Below are 18,542 nucleotides of genomic sequence, written 5' to 3'. Positions count from 1 at the left end.
TGGGGCGTCAGCGGAACGAGTAGGCGCGTTCCGCGTGTTCGAAGTTGTCGATGCCGCCGAGCTCGTCGCGGGGATCGATGCGCAGGCCCATCGTCGTGCGCAGCACGAGGGCGATGACGAGCGTGACGAGTCCGGCGTAGACGAGCGCCACGAGGCAAGCGACGATCTGCGCGGTGAGGAGTCCGAGGCCTCCGCCGTAGAAGAGTCCGGCGGCCGTCTCCTCGCTCGGCACGGCGAAGAAGCCGATGAGCACGGTGCCGATGATGCCGGCGACGAGGTGGACGGCGACGACGTCGAGGGCGTCGTCGTAGCGCAGGCGGTTCTTCGCGACGACCGCGAAGTAGGCTCCGGCGCCGGCGGCGATGCCGATGAGGATCGCAGCGTAGGGTTCGACGTCGGCACAGGCCGGGGTGATCGCGACGAGGCCGGCGATGAGTCCGGAGACGCTGCCGATGCTGCTCGGTCGTGAGGCCCGCAGGCGTTCGATGGTGATCCACGTGATCATGCCCGCGGCCGGGGCGACGAGGGTGTTGACCCAGATGAGTCCGGCCTGCTCGATCGTCGAGGCGGCTCCGCCGTTGAACCCGAACCAGCCGAACCACAGGAGAGCTGCGCCGAGGACGGTGATGGGGATGTTGTGCGGCTTGTGCGGGGTGGAGAAGCGTGCCCGGCGGCCCATGACGACGACGAGGACGAGGGCCGAGATGCCGGCGTTGATGTGGACGACGGTGCCGCCGGCGAAGTCGATCGCGGGTCCGAAGACGCTGCCGATCGCGCCGTCGGCCGACAGTATTCCATCACCCCAGACCATGAAGGCCAACGGGCAGTAGACGAGGGTGACCCAGGCGGCGGAGAAGACCAGCCACGTGGAGAACTTCGCGCGGTCGGCCACGGCCCCGGCGATGAGGGCGATCGCGATCATCGCGAACGTCGACCCGTAGCCGATGGAGATCAGTGTCTCCGGCTGGTTGGCGACGGCGTCGGCGAGGCCGAGCTGGCTGAGCGGGTTGCCGACGATCCCGGCGATCGAGTCGCCGGAGCTCAGGCCGTAGCCGTAGAGCACCCAGACCAGCGCCCCGACGGCCATGGCCGAGAAGACCATCATCATCATGTTGATGCTCGAACTGATCCGAGTCATCCCTCCGTAGAAGAAGGCCACGCCGGGGGTCATCAGCAGCACGAGCCCCGCAGCGACCATCATCCACACATTCACTGCATCGAGTTCCATGTCTCTGTCTCTCAATCGTCTCAATCGGTTCCGGTGCGCCCAGTCTTCAGGGACGAGGTCACGGGAATGATTCGACGATGTTTCGAGAATGTGACGAGGGCCTCAGGTGAGGCGGAATGCCTGGTCAGAGGCAGTGAGAAGCCCGCTGAGACCGATCGTTCGACTGTCTCAGCGGGCGGGATGGCTCAGTCGAGGAGAGCGTCGACGAACCCTTCGGCGGTGAACGGGGCGAGGTCGTCGGCACCTTCGCCGAGGCCGATGAGCTTGACCGGGACCCCGAGCTCACGCTGGACGGCGATGACGATGCCGCCCTTCGCAGTGCCGTCGAGCTTCGTGAGCACGATGCCGGAGATGTCGACCGCCTCGGCGAACACCCTGGCCTGCTGCATCCCGTTCTGCCCGGTCGTCGCATCGAGGACGAGGAGGACTTCGTCGATGTCGTGGCCCTCGCCGAGGGGACGGGTGGCCACGCGCTTGACCTTGCGCAGCTCGTCCATGAGCCCGACCTTGTTCTGCAGGCGACCAGCGGTGTCGATGAGGACGACGTCGGCGTCCTCCGCCTTGCCCTTCTCGACGGCGGCGTAGGCCACCGAGGCGGGGTCGGCGGCCTCCTCGCCGCGCACGGTCTCCACGCCCACGCGTGAGCCCCAGGTCGTCAGCTGGTCGGCGGCGGCCGCGCGGAAGGTGTCGGCGGCGCCGAGGAGGACGGATTTGTCCTCGGCGACGAGGACGCGGGCGATCTTGCCCACCGTCGTCGTCTTGCCGGCGCCGTTGACGCCGACGACGAGCATGACGGCAGGATCCCCTGCGGTGCCGGAGGTGGCGAGTTCGCGGTCCATCGTCGGGTCGACGAGCTTGATGAGCTCCTCGCGCAGCAGTCCCCGAACCTCGTCGGGGTCGCGGGTGCCGAGCACCTTGACGCGTTCGCGGAGGGTGTCGACGAGTTCGGAGGTCGGTTCGACGCCGACGTCGGCGAGGATGAGGGTGTCCTCGATCTCCTCCCACGTCGCCTCGTCGAGGGTGTCGCGGGAGAGGAGGTTGAGCAGTCCGCGGCCGAGCCCGGAGTTCGACTTCGCGAGTCTCTCGCGGAGGCGGACGAGGCGGCTGGCCGGTTCGGTCGGCACCTCGGAGCCGGCCGCTTTCTCCTTCTCCTTGGCCACGGCCTCGGTGATCTCGTCGATCGTCAGTTCGCCGGTGAAGTCGGCGTCGATCGACTGGTCCTCGCCGAAGCCCTTGCGTCGGGCGTTGATGCGCAGGCTGATGCCCAGCGCCACGACGAGGATGAAGACGATGGCTGCGACGATGAGCAGGATGATCGGCTGGTCCATTGCGGGACGTCCTCCTTGGTCTGCTGTCCTAGCGCCGTAAGGGTTACGGCCTGGTCTCCGTGAACGTGTCACGGGCGGTGCCGCGCGCGGACAGTCCCCTGCCCAAGGCGGTCAGGGGTGGTCTCAGGTGCCGCGGGAGCCGAAGAGCAGACCGGCGGTGGTGCGCCAGCCGGTGCCCGAATCGGGGATCTTCCAGTGGCGGGTGCGCGGCCGGACGGTGAGCAGCGATGGTGCCGCATGTCGGCGCGGCTGCGGGCGGAGCACGTACGAGTGGTCGCGGATCGCGGTGACGGCGGCCTGTTCACGGGTGGCCAGGTGGGAGGTGCCGTCGTCGTGGCCGAAGAACTCGTGGACTTCGTCGTCGTAGCCGGTCCACTGGCCGGGCAGTCGGAAGCGCTGCACATCCGAGGAGTATCGCAGCCGTCCTTCCGCGCGCAGCCCGGGAAGGGCGACGAGGAGGACGACGACGAGGGCGAGGGCGAAGGAGATGGCGAGTCCGACGATGACGACGAGTACTGCATTCATGCCAGGCAGTCACCCCGTGGTTCAGCCGACTCGGCCATGGACGTCCCGCTCCTCATAAGTTCTCGACAGTGCTTCTTCGTCCCACAAGTCTATAGTCCCTGCACAGGGCTGAAGTCACACGGGGTGGCGTGGCCGCTGGAGAATTCCCTGGGACTCCGCTGAATGCCGCCGACACGCAGGCTCACTCCTCGGGGCGGGTCGGGATGCGCTGGGAGATCACCTTCGAGACGCCGTCGCCGTGCATCGTCACCCCGTAGAGGGCGTCGGCGATCTCCATCGTCCGCTTCTGGTGGGTGATGACGATGAGCTGGCTCGAATCCTGCAGCTCCCTGAACACCGTGAGCAGACGGGAGAGATTGAGATCGTCGAGGGCGGCTTCGACTTCGTCCATAACGTAGAAGGGGCTCGGCCGGGCCTTGAAGATCGCGACGAGCATCGCCACGGCCACAAGCGAGCGCTCCCCGCCGGAGAGCAGCGAGAGGCGTTTGACCTTCTTGCCCGCAGGCCTCGCGTGGACGTCGACGCCGGTGGTGAGCATGTCGTCGGGGTCGGTGAGGCTGAGGCTGCCTTCGCCGCCGGGGAAGAGGCGGGAGAAGATGTCCTCGAACTCGCGGGCGGTGTCGGCGTAGGCCTCGGCGAAGACGCGTTCGACGTGCCGGTCGACCTCGTCGACGAGCTGCATGAGGTCCTTGCGCGAGGATTCGATGTCGGCGATCTGCTTCTCGAGGAACTGGTGGCGTTCCTTGAGCGCTTCGTACTCCTCGAGGGCGAGCGGGTTGACCGTGCCGATCCGCGCCAGCTGCTTCGAGGCCTCCTTGTGCCGCTTCTCGACCTCGGAGCGGACGTAGGGCCTCTCCTCCTCCCCGTCCTCGAAGCCGGGCACGGGGGTGTCGGGTCCGAAGAGTTCGATGAGCCGGTCGATGCCGAGTCCCGTCTCCTGTTCGGCGCGGTGCTCGATCTCCTCGAGCTTGAGCCGGTACCGCTCCTTCGCGAGCTCGGCCTCCGCGGCGGCGTCCTTGAGTCGGCCCAGTTCCTTCCGCGTCTGACCCAGTTCCTCGCCGAGGCGGCCCTTCTCCTCCCGCAGGCCCGCGCGCTCGTCGACGAGGACTCCGATGGTCTCGGCGAGTTCGGTCACGGTGGCGGCGGCGAGTGCTGCTGCCTCCTCGGCGACCTCGGCGATCGTCAGCGCCGAAGCGGCGGCGGTGGTCTTGCGGGCGATGGCCCGTTGCGCCTGTTCGCGGGCGGCCTCCTCGGCGGCGGCCTGCCGGGTGAGGGAGTCGACGCGGTCGCGGAGGAACCGTGCGCGGTCGGTTGCGGCCTTGTGTGCGATGCGGGTTTCGATGACGTCTTCGGAGGTCTGGGAGACCTCACGGCTGAGCGCGTCCCGGTGTGAGGTGTCGACGACCTCGTCGACGTCCTCGACCCCGGCCAGGGCCGCTTCGGCGGTGTCGGCGTCCTGCTGGGCTGCGGCGAGGCGGCGGCGGAGTTCGGCGTCGTTCTCCCCGGCCCGGCTCAGGCGGGTCTCGTCGGCGGCGATCTCACCGGTGATCCGGGAGACCTCCTCGGCGGCGGCCATGATCTGCGCGTCCGAGGAGTGGAGGGCCTCGAGGGCCGCGGCGGTGACGGGTTTCGCCTCGGCGAGCCTCCGTTCGGTCGCGGCGATGTCGGCGTCGAGCCCGGTCACGGTCGCTTCGAGGCCGGCGATCGTCTCCTCGGTCTCGGTCAGCGCCGTCTGCGAGGCGAGCCGGGTGCCCGAGGCGGTGCGGGCGCGGCTGACGCGGGTCGAGGTGATGACCTCGCCGTGGACGGTGACGGCGGTGAGCTGCGGGTCCGCGTCGACGACGGCGAGCGCGGTGGCCGCGTCGGGGGTGCACACGACGGCGGTCAGGGCGCTCCTGACGAGGGTGTCGAGGGCGGGGTCGTCGGCGCGGACGAAGTCGGCCAGGCGCTGGGGCCCGGTGTCACCGCCTTTTCCGGATCCTCCCGCCGAGGCGGTCGCCTCGGCTGTGCCCGCAGGGGCCGGGTGGGTTCCGCTGGGGATGGTCAGGGAGACGTTGGTGTCCTCGCCGAGGTGGTCGAGCACCGTCAGTGCCGCCTGCCCGGAGTCGACGATGACGCCGCTCACGGTCGTCGACAGGGCCGCGGCCACGGCCATCTCGTAGCCGGTGGTCACCGTGAGCTTCTCCGTCACGGCGGTCTCGACCCCGGGCAGGCCGGAGGAGACTATGTCGTTCAGGTCGGCTTCGAGTGCGGTGCCGAGTGCGAGGGCTTCGGCACGGGCGCGGGCGGAGGCGAGTTCGGAGGCCGCCTCGGCGCGCTTCGCCTTCTCCTCCCGCAGCTGCGTTTCGAGGTCGGTCTGGGCTGCCTTCGCCGTCTCATAGGTCTCATCGAGGGTGGTCTCGCCCTCTTCGACGGTCTCGACGGCGGCTTCGGCGGCGGTGAGGGCTTCGCGTCGGTCGACGAGTCGGGTCTCGATCGTCGCGATCTCGCTGCGGCCGGCTTCGATGCGGGCCTGCAGGTCGGTGATGCGGGAGCGTGCCTGCTCCTGCCGGGAGTGGAGGCTCGAACGGTTCTTCACCGCCTCGGTGATGGCGATCTGTGCGGCCTTGACGTCGGCTTCGGCCTCCCGCAGGGCGGCGGCGAGTTCCTCTTTGCGGGCGTTCGCGGTCTCGAGGGCGGCTGTCGAGTCGGTGACGGCCTCATCGGCGGCGCTGAGCTCCGATTTGATTCCCTCGGCCTGGCTGCGCAGCTCATCGGGTGAGCGGCCTTCGCGCCGGCCGAGGCTGGTGACCTCGGAGAGGAGGTGGGAGCGTTTGTCGCCGGCGCGGCTGGCCAGGCCGCTGGCGCGCACGGCCTGGGTCTGGGTGCGGGATTCCGCGGTGCGCATCTCCTCGAGGTCACCTTCGACGTTCGAGAGCCGGGTCTCGATCTCGGTCAGCCGGGACTCCGCCTGCGCGCGGCGGCCTTCGAGGTCGGCGATCCTCTCCGTGTGGTCGCCTCCCCCGTCGGAGGCGGCGAAGAGGGAGGCCTGCAGGCGCACGGCGTCGTCGGCCAGCAGCCGGGCGGTGGCATCGCGGAGAGTCGCCTGGACGGTGGCGGCGCGGGCGGCTGCCTGAGCCTGGCGTCCCAGCGGTCCGAGCTGCCGGTTGAGTTCGGTGCGCAGATCGCCGAGGCGGTCGAGGTTGGTCTGCAGGCCGGTGAGCTTGCGGACGGCCTTGTCCTTGCGGCGGCGGTGCTTGAGGACGCCGGCGGCCTCCTCGATGAAGCTGCGGCGTTCGATGGGGTCGGCGTGGAGGATCGCGTCGAGGCGGCCCTGGCCGACGATGACGTGCATCTCCTTGCCGAGGCCGGAGTCGTTGAGGAGCTCCTGGATGTCGAGGAGGCGGGCGGGTGCCCCGTTGACGGCGTATTCGCTGCCCCCGGTGCGGAAGAGGGTCCGGGAGATCGTCACCTCGGTGTAGTCGACGGGGATGGCTCCGTCGGAGTTGTCGATGGTCAGGGTCACCTCGGCGCGGCCGAGGGCCTGGCGCTTCGAGGTGCCGGCGAAGATGACGTCGTCCATCTTCCCGCCGCGCAGGTTCTTCGCCCCCTGTTCGCCCATCACCCAGGAGAGAGCGTCGACGACGTTGGACTTGCCTGACCCGTTGGGGCCGACGACGCAGGTGATGCCCGGCTCGAACTTCAGGGTCGTGGCCGAGGCGAAGGATTTGAATCCGCGCAGGGTCAGGCTTTTGAGATGCATCGTGTCCTTAAGCATAGCGGGGGCCGGACCTGCCGCCCGGACACCCTCTTGCCTGGGTCACAGATTTTGGTAGTGTGCCTCTCACCTCGCCGTCGAGACCAGGAAGGATCGCCGCGCACGGCCGTCTGAGGCGACCCGATGCGGCAACCGAACCCATGAGCGATCCATCGAACACCTCCGGCAGCGGCAACGTCGACGACTCCGGCCTCGGGGCCGGCAACGGCTTCGACCGCACGCGCGAACTCATCACCCACCTGCAGAATCCGCCGACGAAGAAGCGGTATCTGCGCCGCATCGGCCTCGACAAGCCGGTCTTCTTCACCGCCGGGTTCCTCGCGGTCGCCTTCGTCGTCTGGGGCTTCATCTCGCCGGAGAGCCTCGGCGTCGTCGCCGGTGCCGCCCTGACCGGGGTGATGGACAACTTCGGGTGGCTCTTCGTCATCGCCGCCACGGTCTTCACGATCTTCGTCATCGTCGTCGCCGTCAGCCGGTTCGGGCGGATCCCGCTCGGCAAGGACGGGGAGAAGCCGGAGTTCCGCACCTCCTCGTGGATCGCGATGATGTTCGCCACCGGCATGGGCATCGGCCTCGTCTTCTCCGGGGTGGGCGAGCCCCTGTTCTTCTACATGTCTCCCCCACCGAACACCGTCGACGGGTCGACCGCCGAGGCGATGGGCACGGCCATGGGCACGACGCTGTTCCACTGGACCCTCTACCCGTGGGCGATGTATGCGATCGTCGGCCTCGGCGTCGCCTACGGGTCGTTCCGGCTCGGGCGCTCCCAGCTCTTCTCCTCGATGTTCACCCCGCTCTTCGGCGAGCGCGTGGTCAACGGGGTCGGCGGGAAGATCATCAACATCCTCGCGATCCTCGCCACCCTCTTCGGCTCCGCGTGCTCGCTCGGGCTCGGGGCCATCCAGATCGGCGGCGGCATCCAGACTGCAGGCATCCTCCCCGATGTCTCCTCCCCAGTCCTCGTCCTCATCATCGCGATCCTCACCGCGGCCTTCGTCGCCTCGGCCGTGTCCGGGGTGGAGAAGGGCATCCAGTGGCTGTCGAACATCAACATGGTCCTCGCGGTCATCGTCGCCGCGATCGTCTTCATCGGCGGGCCGACGCTGTTCATCCTCAACGTCATCCCCTCCTCGGTGGGCTCGTTCATCGAGGATCTGCCGCAGATGGCCTCGCGGACGGCGGCCAACGGGGTCGGCGTCAACGAATGGCTGTCCTCGTGGACGGTCTTCTACTGGGCATGGTGGATCTCGTGGTCGCCCTTCGTCGGCCTCTTCATCGCCCGCATCTCCCGCGGACGGACGGTCCGCCAGTTCGTCACCGGCGTCCTCATCGTCCCCTCGGTGGTCTCGACGATCTGGTTCGCGATCTTCGGCGGCGGCGCCATCGGCATCCAGGAGCGCGCCGAACGCGGTGAGGGCACTGTCCGGGCGCTCGCGAGCATCGTCGACGGCGAACCGGACATCAAGATGGACACGATCCTCTTCGACCTCCTCGGCGCGCTTCCCCTGCCCAACCTCATCGCGATCATCCTCATGATCGTCACGGTCATCCTCATCGCGATCTTCTTCGTCACGGGAGCCGATTCGGCGTCGATCGTCATGGGCACGCTCTCGGCCAACGGGGCCCTCGAACCGGGCAGGCGGCTCGTCATCTTCTGGGGTGTCGCGACGGGTGCGGTCGCGGCGGTGATGCTTCTGGCCGGGGGCAGCGATCCCTCCGAGGCGCTCAACGGGCTGAAGAACATCACGATCGTCTCCGCGCTGCCGTTCGTCATCGTCATGCTTCTGCTCTGTGTGGCGCTGTGGAAGGACCTGTGCCAGGATCCCCTCGTCATCCAGCGGGAGCTCGCGACCCATCTGCTCGACCAGTCCGTGGCGACCGGCGTCAACGAGTACGACGGCGGCGTGTTCGGTCTGGCCACCTCGGAGTTCAGCCAGGTCCCCGCCGACGAGGAGGGTGCGGAGGAGGCGGATGCCTCCCGGACTCGCACCGGCGTCGGGAAGGGCGGGGACGCTCCTCCGCCGACCGGCCACGACACCGATGATCCCGACGCTGAGGCGGACGATCGTCGATCGTGAGCCAGTCCCCGCCGAAGAGCGCACATTCCTGGCTGACGCGGCCATTGACGAGCAGCGAGCGGTCGAAGTACCCGGATTCGACGCGCACCCAAGGTAGGGCGGAGTCAGACACGCTGAGGACAAATTCAACAGTCTCGGCCGACGCCGTCGTTGCTCACCGTCGAAACAGAGCATCAGTCATCGTGCTAAAATCGTTTCATCATGATCAGTCCGTTGCCGCAAGGCGCGGGCTGATTTTCTTTGCAGGAAGGACCATCACGTCACTATGGCGGAGTACGCGAAGCCGTGGCTTTCCGTCGACGAACAGATCGATCGACTGGCGGGCCACGGGATCACGATCGAGGACCGCGGCCGGGCAACGTCCCTCCTGGAGGCGACCGGCTACTACCGCCTCACCGGCTACCTCTACCCATTCCGTGAGTCAGAAACTTGGATCGACAGCGAGCACAACGTGCGGACCCGCGTGCTCAGCAGATACAGGGCGGGAACGAGACTTGAACATGCCGAAGAGATCATCGACTTCGACAGGCGGTTGCGGATGCTCGTCATGGACGGCGTCGAGCGTATCGAGGTCGCGATCCGTATGCGGATCGGCTACGTACTCGGCAGGAGGTCCCCGTTTGCCTACGAGGACCCGGACAGCTTCATTGAAGCCTTCACCACCGAGCGCACAGATGCCCGCGAGCCCGCACCCAGCAGGCAGGTGCAGTGGCTCCAGCGCATCAACAACCGGAAGGCCAGTTCCGACGAACAGTTCGTCGAGCACTTCCGAGCGAAATACGACGACCGGATGCCGGTGTGGGCGCTCACCGAGATCCTCGAGCTGGGGCACCTGTCCATCCTCTATCGTGGCATGCACCAGCAGGACGCCGAGGAGATCGCCCTAGCATTCGGTGTCCCAACGAAGAAGATAATGACCAGCTGGCTGGCCAGCCTCAACTACGTCCGCAACGTCGCAGCGCACCATTCTCGGCTGTTCAACAGAAAGCTCCAGCACGCACCTGCACGCCCGAAGGCGGGACAGATCCCTGCCCTCGATCACCTCCGCGAGGAACAGACGGCGAAGGGGGTCTTCGGCACCTACAATGCCCTCGCCGTCATCGCGTACCTCCTGCCATCCATCGTACCCGGCACCGACTGGCCGAACCGACTGGCGACACTGCTGAGTGAGTTCCCGTCTTCGCACGCCTTGACGACCACCTCGATGGGCGCACCCAGCGACTGGGAGTCGCTCGAGCTTTGGCGAGGGTGACTCTGCAATCGCCGCAACTCATCCACCGCGGACCGGAAACGGCTCAACCGAGTACGCGCCCAGAAATGGCACATACTCCGCGAGGCAGCCAGGATCCTACCGCCGCAGATGAGCAAGCCCGGGTGAACCAGACGTGAGCACACGCCCCACCCGTCAGCTCACCGGTACCGCGGCGGCTTCTGGCAGTTCGGACAGAAGTGACTCCCGCGACCGGCGACGGTGAGTTTCGCGATCTCCCCGCCGCAGCGCACGCATTCCTGACCGCCGCGGCCGTAGACGAGCAGCGAGCGGTCGAAGTACCCCGACTTCCCACGATAGATACATTGAAAAACTGGGAGCCTCTGAAGGTGGCGTTTCCGCTGGTCAGAGGATACTTCACGGTGCGACGACGCGTGAAGGACGCGCACTGCCTACACACCAGAGTACGGCCTCAGGACTTCAACATGTCAACGGCCCGGTCGAAGGAAGAATCGGGCATCCGTGACCGTGCGCACAGGACGCCTCCGCCAACGAAGATGGGCACTGCGTCGGCTACGACGCAGTCCCGGCCTCCCCTTCTCTTCTTCTCTTGGCGTCCTGTTCGAGCAGGTGGTCCGTGAAGACCTTGGCGATGAACGTCGTCTGCTCCCGCGTCAGCGGCGGCGCGGCCTGGCGGATCTTCCGGACGTGCTCGGCGTGCGCGGTCAGGCCGAACGCCCGGGTCCAGGTCGGAGACCCGGATCAGCGTCTTGATGACCATGCGTCCGTCGCGGCCGTCCACCTTCTCGGTACGGGCGGGGAGCCTGCCCTGCCAGACGCGCCGCCAGATGCTCTTGCTGCAGCCGTGGCGCTCTGCCGAGGCGGCGACGTCGAGCCATTCGTCCACGGCCATCGGCCAGGGTTGTGGTCACTCGGTTTCTGCGCTCTGCCGGTCGTCGGCAGAGCGCGCTGGCTCCGGGGCGCAGCAGTCTGCCTCAGTCTTCCGGAGGCTGGCGCGGCGGCGACGGCTGAGGGTCCCGATCAGCAGCACGACGATCACGGCGGCGACGGCTGAGGGTCCCGATCAGCAGCACGACGATCACGGCGGCGACGGACACTCCGGTGACGACACCGACGTGTCCTTGGACCCAGCCCGACACCGCAGTGGCGACTCCGGCGACGGCGTTGGTGCGACTGGAGGCGGCAGCGTCGCCGGTGGCGGCCGGGTACCAGTACCAGGCCAGATAGGCACCGGTGAGTACGAGGACGAAGGCAGTAATCCTGGGCCCATAGCGCGCCAGCGATGCGATGCGTCGCGACAGCGCCGAACCTGCTGCGGCGGCGGCAACGGCGACGATCAGCAAGACGGTGGCAGAGCCCGCGGCGTACACGCCGAACACGAGGAGCAGCCCTGCGAAGCTGGCTGTGGCCTGGGCCTGCGCGATGACGGCCAGGAGTACGCCGAAGGTGCACGACAGCGACGCCACGGCGTAGCCGACCCCGAAGAGGACCATGCGTGCGGTGCTCGGAGGGCGGTCCGTGACTCGGGAAGGGATGCTGGGCAGTCGGAGCGAGAAAGACCGGCCTGTCAGCATCGCCGCGCCGAACAGGACGAGCACGACGCCGACGGCGAGCCCCAGCACGGGAGCGGCCTGGATCAGGCTCCGCGCTCCGGCGCTCACAGCGATGCCTGCCAGCGCGAGCGTTCCCGCGAACCCGATGGTCACCGCGACGCCGGCACGCAGCGACCGCAGGAGTCGCACCGGTGCCGGGGAGGAGGAGGCGTCCCCGAGCGCGTGGGTGATCCACGCCGGGAGCAGGGCAAAGCCGCAGGGATTGACCGGGGCGATCATCCCGGCGGCGAAAGCGAGCGCGAGAAGTCCACCCATGGCTCAGGCCCCGGCCTTCTCGAGCTCGGCGACGATCGTGTCGGCGGCGGGGTCGGTGGCGCGGAATGTCACCTTGCCGTCGGCGTCGACGATGATCAGGGTGGACAGCGCGGCGACGTCGAAGCGCTGCGACAGGACCGCGCCCTCGTCGATGGCGGCGGGGACGTGTTCGGCCTCGACGTACTCCATGAAGCCCTCAATGGTCTCCTTGGGCTCGCGCGGATCCATGTCGACGGCGAGGAACTGTGCATCAGTGCCGTTGTCCTCGGCGCTGGCGGCGGCTTCACCGAGGGACCGGACGCCGCCGACGCATTCGCCGCAGCCGACGGAGAAGAAGAACACGGCGGTGGGCTTCCCAGCGGCTGGCAGGCTGACCTGCTGGCCGTCGATACTGGTCACGGGTGCGGGCGAGCCGGCGTCCGCGGAGGACCCGTCCTCGTCGGCGCTACCACAGGCGGTCAAGGTCAGCGGCCCTGCGAGCAGGAGGCCTGCGAGCGAAAGGGTTGTGCGGCGGGTGAGGGATATCGTCATCGGTTCTGGTCGTCCTTCGGGTCTGCGGGCTGGGCGGGGTCGGTGGTCGGGCAGCAGTCGGGTCCGGTGCGGCCGTGGTGGGCTCGGCGACGGGCGACGACCAGCAGGACGAGCGCGACGAGCGCGATGCCCGCGCCGATCACCCAGGGGTTGCCGAGGAGGCCTCCGACGCCGGCGAGCACTCCCCCGGCTATGAGCAGTGGCAGTGCGCAGCAGAGGGCCATGAGCAGCACGGCTCCTGCCCCGAAGAGCAGGCCTCCGCCACCTGGCCGGTCATAGTGTTCTGATGTCATCTGTATCTCGAATCTCTCGAAGTCTTGGGTCAGCAGCAGCGGCGGCAGTCGTCGGCCGCCGAGACATCACCCTGGGACCGGTCGAGCAGGCGCGCGGCGAGTTCGGCTCCGATCCGATGCGCCTCGGCCACCGGCACCGCCTCGGCCCCGGGATGCTCGGCGAGCCACTCGGCAGCGTCGCCAACAGAGGTGAAGTAGTGCACCTGGTTGCAGAACGACGATCGGATCGAGGTGATCTGGTCCGGATTCATCAGCGAGACCACGGCAGTGGCGGGCTCGATGCTTATGGCTCCGGCGACCGGATCGACGGCGACGCGGATCATCTCGCCGCTGGCCGGGGAGACCGACTCCACGCGCGCTGGGCGGCCGAGAAGCGCCGGGAAGACCAGGGTGTCCAGCGCGCACCAGGTGTAGAGCCCTTCTCCTGACGCGGTGAACCGGTGCGGGGTGGGCCGCAGGGTGAGGCCCTGGCCGACGATCCGACCCAGGTCGTCGTACTCGGTGTCGGGCACCGCTGCCAGCCTGGTCCTGACCTGCTCGGGTGTGCGGCCCGCGGCCGTGGCGAGCTGCTCGACCGTGACGGGATCGCCGTCGGCGAGAAGCCGAAGCAGCGGGACGAGCAGGCCGGGGTCGAGACCCGTCTCCTCGGTGCGGCCGAGCCGCTCGGGAAGTTGCTTACTGAGGTCGGACATTGCGGGTTCCTCCAGTTCTGAATGCGGGCGGTGTACTGTCGCGGGGTTCTCACGCGCAGCAGGAGAGCTTCGAGACGTCGGTGGTGAAGGCCTTGGCGGCGATCCGGATGCCCTCGGCCATGGTCAGGTACGGAGCCCAGGCGTCGGCGACCTCGGCGATGGTCTTGCCGAGCACGTGGACCCCGGCGGCGGCCAGCTCCCCCGCGTCCTTGGCGACCGCGGTCAGCCCCAGGATCTCCCCGGTGTCCGCGTCGGCGACCATCTTGATGAAGCCGCGGGTGTCGCGATTGACCAGCGCGCGGGGCACGTAGTGCAGGGGCAGGACGCGGCAGTCGCAGCGGATCCCCGCCTCGAGGACCTGCTTCTCGGTCATCCCGACCGCGCCGATGGCAGGAGAGGTGAACGTCACCCGGGGCAGCCTCGCGTAGTCCACCGGCTTTTGGGCATCTGTGAACGCGTTCTCAGCCACGAGGGTGCCGTGGTGGGCGGCGACATAGACGAACTCGGGGTGCCCGGTGACGTCCCCCGCGGCCCAGACCCGGGGGTTGGACGACTGCAGCTGGTCAGAGACGACGATCTGCCCGGCGTCGCCAGTCTTCACCTCCACCGCCTCGAGGTTGAGTCCCTCGGTGACCGGCCGTCGGCCGAGCGCGACCAGAACCTGGTCGGCGCGGAAGTCCTGCGATCCGCCGGACACGTCGGCGGTGACGACGACCTGTCCGTCCGCGTCGCGGGCGACGCGGGTCGGGACCACTCGGCGGACCACTCGGATGCCCTCGTCGGAGAAGACCTCGGCCAGGGCATTGGACACCTCCAGCTCCTCCTTCGACGCCAGCCGGGAACGGACCAGCAGGGTCACCTTCGCCCCGAGACGCGCATACAGCTGGGCCTGCTCCAGCGCCACGTAGCCGCCGCCGAGCACCAGCAGCGACTTCGGCACCGCCGTCAGCTCCATCGCCGTGGTCGAGGTCAGGTACCCGGCCTCTTCCAGGCCCTCGATCGGCGGGGCCCATGGCCGGGATCCGGTCGCGACCAGGTAATGGTCAGCCTCGATGGTCCCGACGGCCCCGTCGGGTCCGACGACCTCCAGGACCGGCGCGTCGGGGGTGCCGGCGAACGAGGCGTCGCCCTTGCGGACGTGCCATCCGTACGCCTCGGCGACATCGACGTACTTCTCGCCTCGCAGGCTCTCGACCAGGTCCTGCTTGCTCCCGATCAGCGCCGGCATGTCCACCGGTTCCGCGGCCGCGACGATGCCCGGGAACCGACCAGACGCGTCCATGGCGACGTGGCGGGCCTCGGCGGCGGCGATGAGCGCCTTCGACGGCACGCAGCCGGTGTTCACGCACGTGCCGCCGAAGGTTCCGCGCTCGATCATCACCACCGACTTGCCGAGCGTGTTCGCACGGATCGCGGCGGCGAACGCTCCGCCGCCCGATCCGATGATGGCGAGGTCGTACTTCGTAGGCATCCCTGCTCCTGTCAGTCCTTGGTCTTCTGTTCCGTCATCAACTATGCTGGACCTTCCAGTACAGGGGAAGGTCAAGTACGGCCGCGACACGATCGGAGGACGGCGTGAAGATCGGGGAGCTCGCACAGGCGGCCGGCACCACGGCCAAGACCCTGAGGTTCTACGAGGAGCAGGGGCTGCTACCGCCGCCCGGGAGGACGTCGTCGGGGTACCGTGACTACCCGCCGGACGCGATCGCACGTGTCGACTTCGTCCACCGCGGCCAGGCCGCCGGCCTCACCCTCGCCCAGATCCGCCAGATCATGGACATCCGCGACGCCGGACGTGCCCCGTGCGACAACGTGCGCGACCTGCTCGACGCGCGCCTGCACGACATCGAGCAGCAGATCTCCCAGCTGTCCGCACTGCGCGACACCATCACGGACCTCCGGGACGATGCAGCGCACCCCGAGCCGGAGACCTGCAGCGCCGATCAGGTGTGTCGCTACCTGTAGGTCCTCGTCAGACGTCGAAAGTTGTGAAAGGAAGACCGTCAGTCAGCCTCGACGGCTTCGTCGATTGAACGGGTCTCATGGACCGCCGCTGCAAGTCAGTGCCCACCCCGAACTGGGCAAATCGCCCTGTCCTCACCACTGCCGGTTCGTGCCGTGGAACTGCAGTGTCCGCATCGACGCCCACGCGCGGTGCGAGAGAATACCGTGACCGGAGCGCTTCTGGAGCGACGGTGATCGTCCTACATTGACGTATCGGGAAACGAGGCGACGCCATGGCGATGTAGCCCGATCCCCTGTTTGTGATCGCGTCGCAGGCGACCGATCGAACTAGCGTTTCCGCTGGCAGACAGGGCAGAAGAAACTCGATCGGTTCATGAACTTCTCCCGCACGATCGACGTCCCGCAGCGCATGCAAGGCTGGCCAGCAAGACCGTAGGCATTCAGGCTGCGGGCAAAATAGCCGCTGCTGCCGGCCACGTCGACATAGAGGGAGTCGAACGATGTACCGCCCTGGGCAAGAGCAGCGGCCATGACCTCCCGCGCCGCATCGACCAGCGCTGAGATCCTTGGCTTGCTCAACGACGAGGCTGCCGTCTCCCCCTGCTCCTTGGCAGCCCACAGTGCCTCGTCGGCGTAGATGTTCCCGATGCCGGACACCACCGTCTGGTCCAGCAACACGCGCTTGATCCCGGTGCTCCTGGCCTTGATCCGCGCGACTGCCGCCGGCTGGTCGAACTGCGGGTCGAAGGGATCCCTCGCGATGTGGGCGATCAGCGAGGGCAGCACCGCTCCGCCCTCGTCGTACAGCAGATGGCCGAACGTGCGCTGGTCGTCGAACCGCAGATCGTGGCCTCCGTCGGTGAAGGTGAAGCGCGCCCGCTCGTGCGCGGCGACTGCGGCATCAGGGGACGAAATGAGCATCTGCCCGCTCATCCCCAGATGCATCAGCAACGCATCTGCACCGTCCAGGATCAGCCACAGGTACTTGCCGCGGCGCGCAGTCCCCGTGATCGTCGCACCGACCATCCGTGCTGCGAGATCCGCCGGACCGCCCACATGACGTCGCGCCGCACGCGGATGCAGAACAGTCGCCGAGGCGATCGTCCGGCCACGGACATGATCGTCGATCCCCCGACGCACGACCTCGACCTCAGGCAATTCAGGCACAGGCCACACCTCGCAGACTCCGCGACCCGACTTTGTGTCGGTGCGCTACTAAATGGGCTGGACCGTTGAGCTGCTTGTCCAGAGCCCTTCGTGCCAGGTCAGACCGCAATATCGCTTGTCGACGCATGGCCGATGCCCGGCACAGACAATCGCGACCTTCGTGTGCACGGCTTCCTTCGACTCGCTCTACGTCAATGTCGAGGTAGCCGGACTCCCCGTTGACGTTGACGTAGAGGTCGTCGAAGCTCGTTCCGCCCACAGCCAGGGCATCGCCCATGACGGTCGTCGCCGATTCGAGGAGCTGCCAGGCGGTTCCGCCGCGTGCGGGCGGCGATCGCCAGCGGATGGATGCCCGCACGGAAGAGCGCTTCGTCAGCGTAGATGTTGCCGACCCCGCTGATGAGAGTCTGATCGAGCAGGGCCGCCTTGATCGGGCTGCGCTTGCGCGCCAAGGCCGCCAGCGTCGCGTCGATGTCGAAGACGTCCTCGAGCGGATCAGGTGCGATGTGGATCGCCGAGGCGGGCACAAGCCGACCGTGTGCGGCGACGAGCGGCTGCACGCTGAGGTGGCCGAAGATCCGCTGGTCGACGAAGCGCAGATCGAAGCGCTCCTCGCCCCGTTCGAGGCGGAACGCCGCACGCGTGTGCCGGTGCGCCTCCTCCACGGCGAGGTGGACACGCATCTGCCCGCTCATCCCGAGGTGGACGAGCAGTCCGTCCTCCCCATCGAGGGTGAGCCACATGAACTTCCCGCGCCGCTGCGCCCCAGTGATGCGACGGCCGGTGACGGTGCGGACGAAGGCTGCGGCAGCGCTGTCATCGACCCGCCGCGCCGAGGTGGTGCCGAGGATCCGGGGATCGACCACCTCGGCGCCGGTGATGAGGGCACCCGCGGTCCATTCGTCGACGCCGCGGCGGACGCTTTCGACCTCGGGGAGCTCGGGCATCGCAGCCGTGAACTGCGCGTCAGCGCTTGTAGTCGGGGTAGAGCGTGCGGATCGCCTTGACCGCGACTTCCGCGGCAGCCGCCTCGGCGGCCTTCTTCGACGATCCGTCGCCTGAACCCCAGCCGTTGTCGCCAAGGCGGGCGTGGGCGGTGAAGACCATCGCATGGTCGGGGCCGGTCGAGGTGATCTCGTAGCTCACGGCACCGAGGCCCAGGTCGGCGGCGGCCTCCTGGAGGGTGGTCTTGAAGTCCATGCCGGCGCCGAGGTTGACGGCGTCGGCGAGCATTCCGTCGATGAGCCGGTGGACGAAGGCGAAGGCCGCGTCCCGTCCCGAGGAGACGAAGGTCGCCCCGATGAGGGCTTCGACGGTGTCGGCGAGGATCGAGTCCTTGTTCCGTCCGCCGGTGAGCTCTTCGCCCTTGCCGAGGAGGATGTGGCGGCCGATGTCGTGGCGGCGGGCGATCGCGGCCAGGGCACGCGTGTTGACGACGGCCGAGCGCATCTTCGCCAACTGCCCCTCGGGCAGGTCAGGGTTGTCGTAGTAGAGCGATTCGGTGGCCACGAGGCCGAGGACGGAGTCGCCCAGGAACTCGAGGCGCTCGTTCGTCGGGATGCCGCCGGCTTCGAACGCGAAGGAGCGGTGGGTCAGCGCAAGACGAAGAGTCTCGGGATCGATGTCGATCCCGAGACTCTTCTGCAGTTCTGCTGTGGTATCAGTGTCCACAGGTCAGACGTCAGCGACCTTGCGTCCCTTGTACTCAAGGAACAGCGGGGTGCCGGCTGCGTCTTCGACGACCTTGGCCTGGTGGGGGCGCGAGTACACAACGCGACCGTTCTCCACAGTCTTGACCAGGTTCGGAGCCTGTGCCTTCCACTGCGAACGACGGTGGCGGGTGTTGCTGCGCGACATCTTACGCTTGGGAACAGCCACG

17 protein-coding genes are annotated in these 18,542 nt (G+C 68.0%); 3 read left to right on the top strand and 14 right to left on the bottom strand.

Annotation, left to right across the window (positions count from 1 at the left end):
- Window positions 1-7: 7 nt before the first annotated feature.
- The 4 genes from J9315_RS06115 to smc form a co-directional block, all read right to left on the bottom strand.
- Window positions 8-1,228 carry an ammonium transporter gene (locus J9315_RS06115; RefSeq protein ID WP_211979017.1) on the bottom strand — a complete coding sequence of 407 codons (1,221 nt, stop codon included), beginning with the start codon at window positions 1,226-1,228 and terminating at the stop codon, window positions 8-10.
- Window positions 1,229-1,413: 185 nt separating this feature from the next.
- Window positions 1,414-2,556, bottom strand: coding sequence for a signal recognition particle-docking protein FtsY (gene ftsY / locus J9315_RS06110; RefSeq protein WP_211979016.1), 1,143 nt, complete (start codon window positions 2,554-2,556; stop codon window positions 1,414-1,416).
- A 123-nt stretch (window positions 2,557-2,679) separates the two neighbouring features.
- A complete protein-coding gene (locus J9315_RS06105) occupies window positions 2,680-3,081 on the bottom strand; it encodes a hypothetical protein (protein ID WP_211979015.1) in 402 nt (133 codons plus the stop codon).
- Window positions 3,082-3,262: 181 nt separating this feature from the next.
- Window positions 3,263-6,823 carry a chromosome segregation protein SMC gene (gene smc / locus J9315_RS06100; protein WP_211979014.1) on the bottom strand — a complete coding sequence of 1,187 codons (3,561 nt, stop codon included), beginning with the start codon at window positions 6,821-6,823 and terminating at the stop codon, window positions 3,263-3,265.
- A gap of 155 nt (window positions 6,824-6,978) precedes the next feature.
- Between smc and J9315_RS06095 the strand changes: the two genes are divergently transcribed.
- Together J9315_RS06095 and J9315_RS06090 are read left to right on the top strand one after the other, a co-directional pair.
- Complete coding sequence (locus J9315_RS06095) at window positions 6,979-8,916, top strand: BCCT family transporter (protein WP_249121043.1); 1,938 nt, start codon at window positions 6,979-6,981, stop codon at window positions 8,914-8,916.
- Window positions 8,917-9,181: 265 nt separating this feature from the next.
- Window positions 9,182-10,168: an Abi family protein gene (locus J9315_RS06090; protein WP_211979013.1), complete on the top strand. Its 987-nt coding sequence runs from the start codon at window positions 9,182-9,184 to the stop codon at window positions 10,166-10,168.
- 158 nt (window positions 10,169-10,326) lie between these two features.
- On the opposite strand, the gene J9315_RS17425 is transcribed toward J9315_RS06090, so the two are convergent.
- The 6 genes from J9315_RS17425 to merA form a co-directional block, all read right to left on the bottom strand.
- The gene (locus J9315_RS17425) at window positions 10,327-10,419 is read right to left on the bottom strand and encodes a zinc finger domain-containing protein (RefSeq protein WP_249121072.1); all 93 of its coding nucleotides are present in this window, start codon (window positions 10,417-10,419) and stop codon (window positions 10,327-10,329) included.
- 702 nt (window positions 10,420-11,121) lie between these two features.
- Entirely contained in the window at window positions 11,122-12,015 is an 894-nt protein-coding gene (locus J9315_RS06080; RefSeq protein ID WP_092107228.1) for a cytochrome c biogenesis protein CcdA, read from the bottom strand.
- A gap of 3 nt (window positions 12,016-12,018) precedes the next feature.
- Window positions 12,019-12,546, bottom strand: coding sequence for a TlpA disulfide reductase family protein (locus J9315_RS06075; protein ID WP_092107226.1), 528 nt, complete (start codon window positions 12,544-12,546; stop codon window positions 12,019-12,021).
- Window positions 12,543-12,839 carry a hypothetical protein gene (locus J9315_RS06070; RefSeq protein WP_092107224.1) on the bottom strand — a complete coding sequence of 99 codons (297 nt, stop codon included), beginning with the start codon at window positions 12,837-12,839 and terminating at the stop codon, window positions 12,543-12,545. Before J9315_RS06070 ends, J9315_RS06075 begins: the two co-directional genes overlap by 4 nt.
- A 29-nt stretch (window positions 12,840-12,868) precedes the next feature.
- Window positions 12,869-13,531 carry an organomercurial lyase MerB gene (merB, locus tag J9315_RS06065; RefSeq protein WP_092107222.1) on the bottom strand — a complete coding sequence of 221 codons (663 nt, stop codon included), beginning with the start codon at window positions 13,529-13,531 and terminating at the stop codon, window positions 12,869-12,871.
- Window positions 13,532-13,580: 49 nt separating this feature from the next.
- A complete protein-coding gene (gene merA / locus J9315_RS06060) occupies window positions 13,581-15,002 on the bottom strand; it encodes a mercury(II) reductase (RefSeq protein WP_211979012.1) in 1,422 nt (473 codons plus the stop codon).
- A 104-nt stretch (window positions 15,003-15,106) separates the two neighbouring features.
- On the opposite strand from merA, the gene J9315_RS06055 reads away from it, so the two are divergent.
- A complete protein-coding gene (locus tag J9315_RS06055; RefSeq protein ID WP_144588261.1) occupies window positions 15,107-15,496 on the top strand; it encodes a heavy metal-responsive transcriptional regulator in 390 nt (129 codons plus the stop codon).
- A gap of 327 nt (window positions 15,497-15,823) precedes the next feature.
- Here J9315_RS06055 and mutM read toward each other — a convergent pair whose 3' ends face one another.
- The 4 genes from mutM to rpmF form a co-directional block, all read right to left on the bottom strand.
- Window positions 15,824-16,663 (bottom strand): bifunctional DNA-formamidopyrimidine glycosylase/DNA-(apurinic or apyrimidinic site) lyase, encoded by an 840-nt coding sequence (gene mutM, locus J9315_RS06050; protein WP_092107218.1) that lies wholly within the window; start codon window positions 16,661-16,663, stop codon window positions 15,824-15,826.
- Between the two features lie 191 nt (window positions 16,664-16,854).
- Window positions 16,855-17,610 carry a DNA-formamidopyrimidine glycosylase family protein gene (locus tag J9315_RS06045; protein WP_249121042.1) on the bottom strand — a complete coding sequence of 252 codons (756 nt, stop codon included), beginning with the start codon at window positions 17,608-17,610 and terminating at the stop codon, window positions 16,855-16,857.
- A 19-nt stretch (window positions 17,611-17,629) separates the two neighbouring features.
- Window positions 17,630-18,334, bottom strand: coding sequence for a ribonuclease III (gene rnc / locus J9315_RS06040; RefSeq protein WP_144588257.1), 705 nt, complete (start codon window positions 18,332-18,334; stop codon window positions 17,630-17,632).
- A 3-nt stretch (window positions 18,335-18,337) separates the two neighbouring features.
- A complete protein-coding gene (gene rpmF, locus J9315_RS06035) occupies window positions 18,338-18,541 on the bottom strand; it encodes a 50S ribosomal protein L32 (protein WP_144588255.1) in 204 nt (67 codons plus the stop codon).
- Window position 18,542 lies beyond the last annotated feature (1 nt).

Origin of the sequence: Brevibacterium sp. W7.2 (assembly GCF_018137945.1) — a bacterium.
Classification (GTDB): Bacteria; Actinomycetota; Actinomycetes; order Actinomycetales; family Brevibacteriaceae; genus Brevibacterium; species Brevibacterium sanguinis.
Note: the sequence above shows the minus strand (reverse complement) of the source record. Positions and strands in the feature narration are given on the sequence as shown.

What these genes read in the sequence shown, in the direction of transcription:
- ftsY (WP_211979016.1), bottom strand. Translation starts at nt 2,556, where the DNA reads ATGGACCAGCCGATCATCCTGCTCATCGTCGCAGCCATCGTCTTCATC.
- smc (WP_211979014.1), bottom strand. Translation starts at nt 6,823, where the DNA reads ATGCATCTCAAAAGCCTGACCCTGCGCGGATTCAAATCCTTCGCCTCG.
- merA (WP_211979012.1), bottom strand. Translation starts at nt 15,002, where the DNA reads ATGCCTACGAAGTACGACCTCGCCATCATCGGATCGGGCGGCGGAGCG.
- J9315_RS06115 (WP_211979017.1), bottom strand. Translation starts at nt 1,228, where the DNA reads ATGGAACTCGATGCAGTGAATGTGTGGATGATGGTCGCTGCGGGGCTC.
- J9315_RS06070 (WP_092107224.1), bottom strand. Translation starts at nt 12,839, where the DNA reads ATGACATCAGAACACTATGACCGGCCAGGTGGCGGAGGCCTGCTCTTC.
- J9315_RS06105 (WP_211979015.1), bottom strand. Translation starts at nt 3,081, where the DNA reads ATGAATGCAGTACTCGTCGTCATCGTCGGACTCGCCATCTCCTTCGCC.
- J9315_RS06090 (WP_211979013.1), top strand. Translation starts at nt 9,182, where the DNA reads ATGGCGGAGTACGCGAAGCCGTGGCTTTCCGTCGACGAACAGATCGAT.
- J9315_RS06045 (WP_249121042.1), bottom strand. Translation starts at nt 17,610, where the DNA reads ATGCCCGAGCTCCCCGAGGTCGAAAGCGTCCGCCGCGGCGTCGACGAA.
- J9315_RS06080 (WP_092107228.1), bottom strand. Translation starts at nt 12,015, where the DNA reads ATGGGTGGACTTCTCGCGCTCGCTTTCGCCGCCGGGATGATCGCCCCG.
- merB (WP_092107222.1), bottom strand. Translation starts at nt 13,531, where the DNA reads ATGTCCGACCTCAGTAAGCAACTTCCCGAGCGGCTCGGCCGCACCGAG.
- J9315_RS06095 (WP_249121043.1), top strand. Translation starts at nt 6,979, where the DNA reads ATGAGCGATCCATCGAACACCTCCGGCAGCGGCAACGTCGACGACTCC.
- J9315_RS06075 (WP_092107226.1), bottom strand. Translation starts at nt 12,546, where the DNA reads ATGACGATATCCCTCACCCGCCGCACAACCCTTTCGCTCGCAGGCCTC.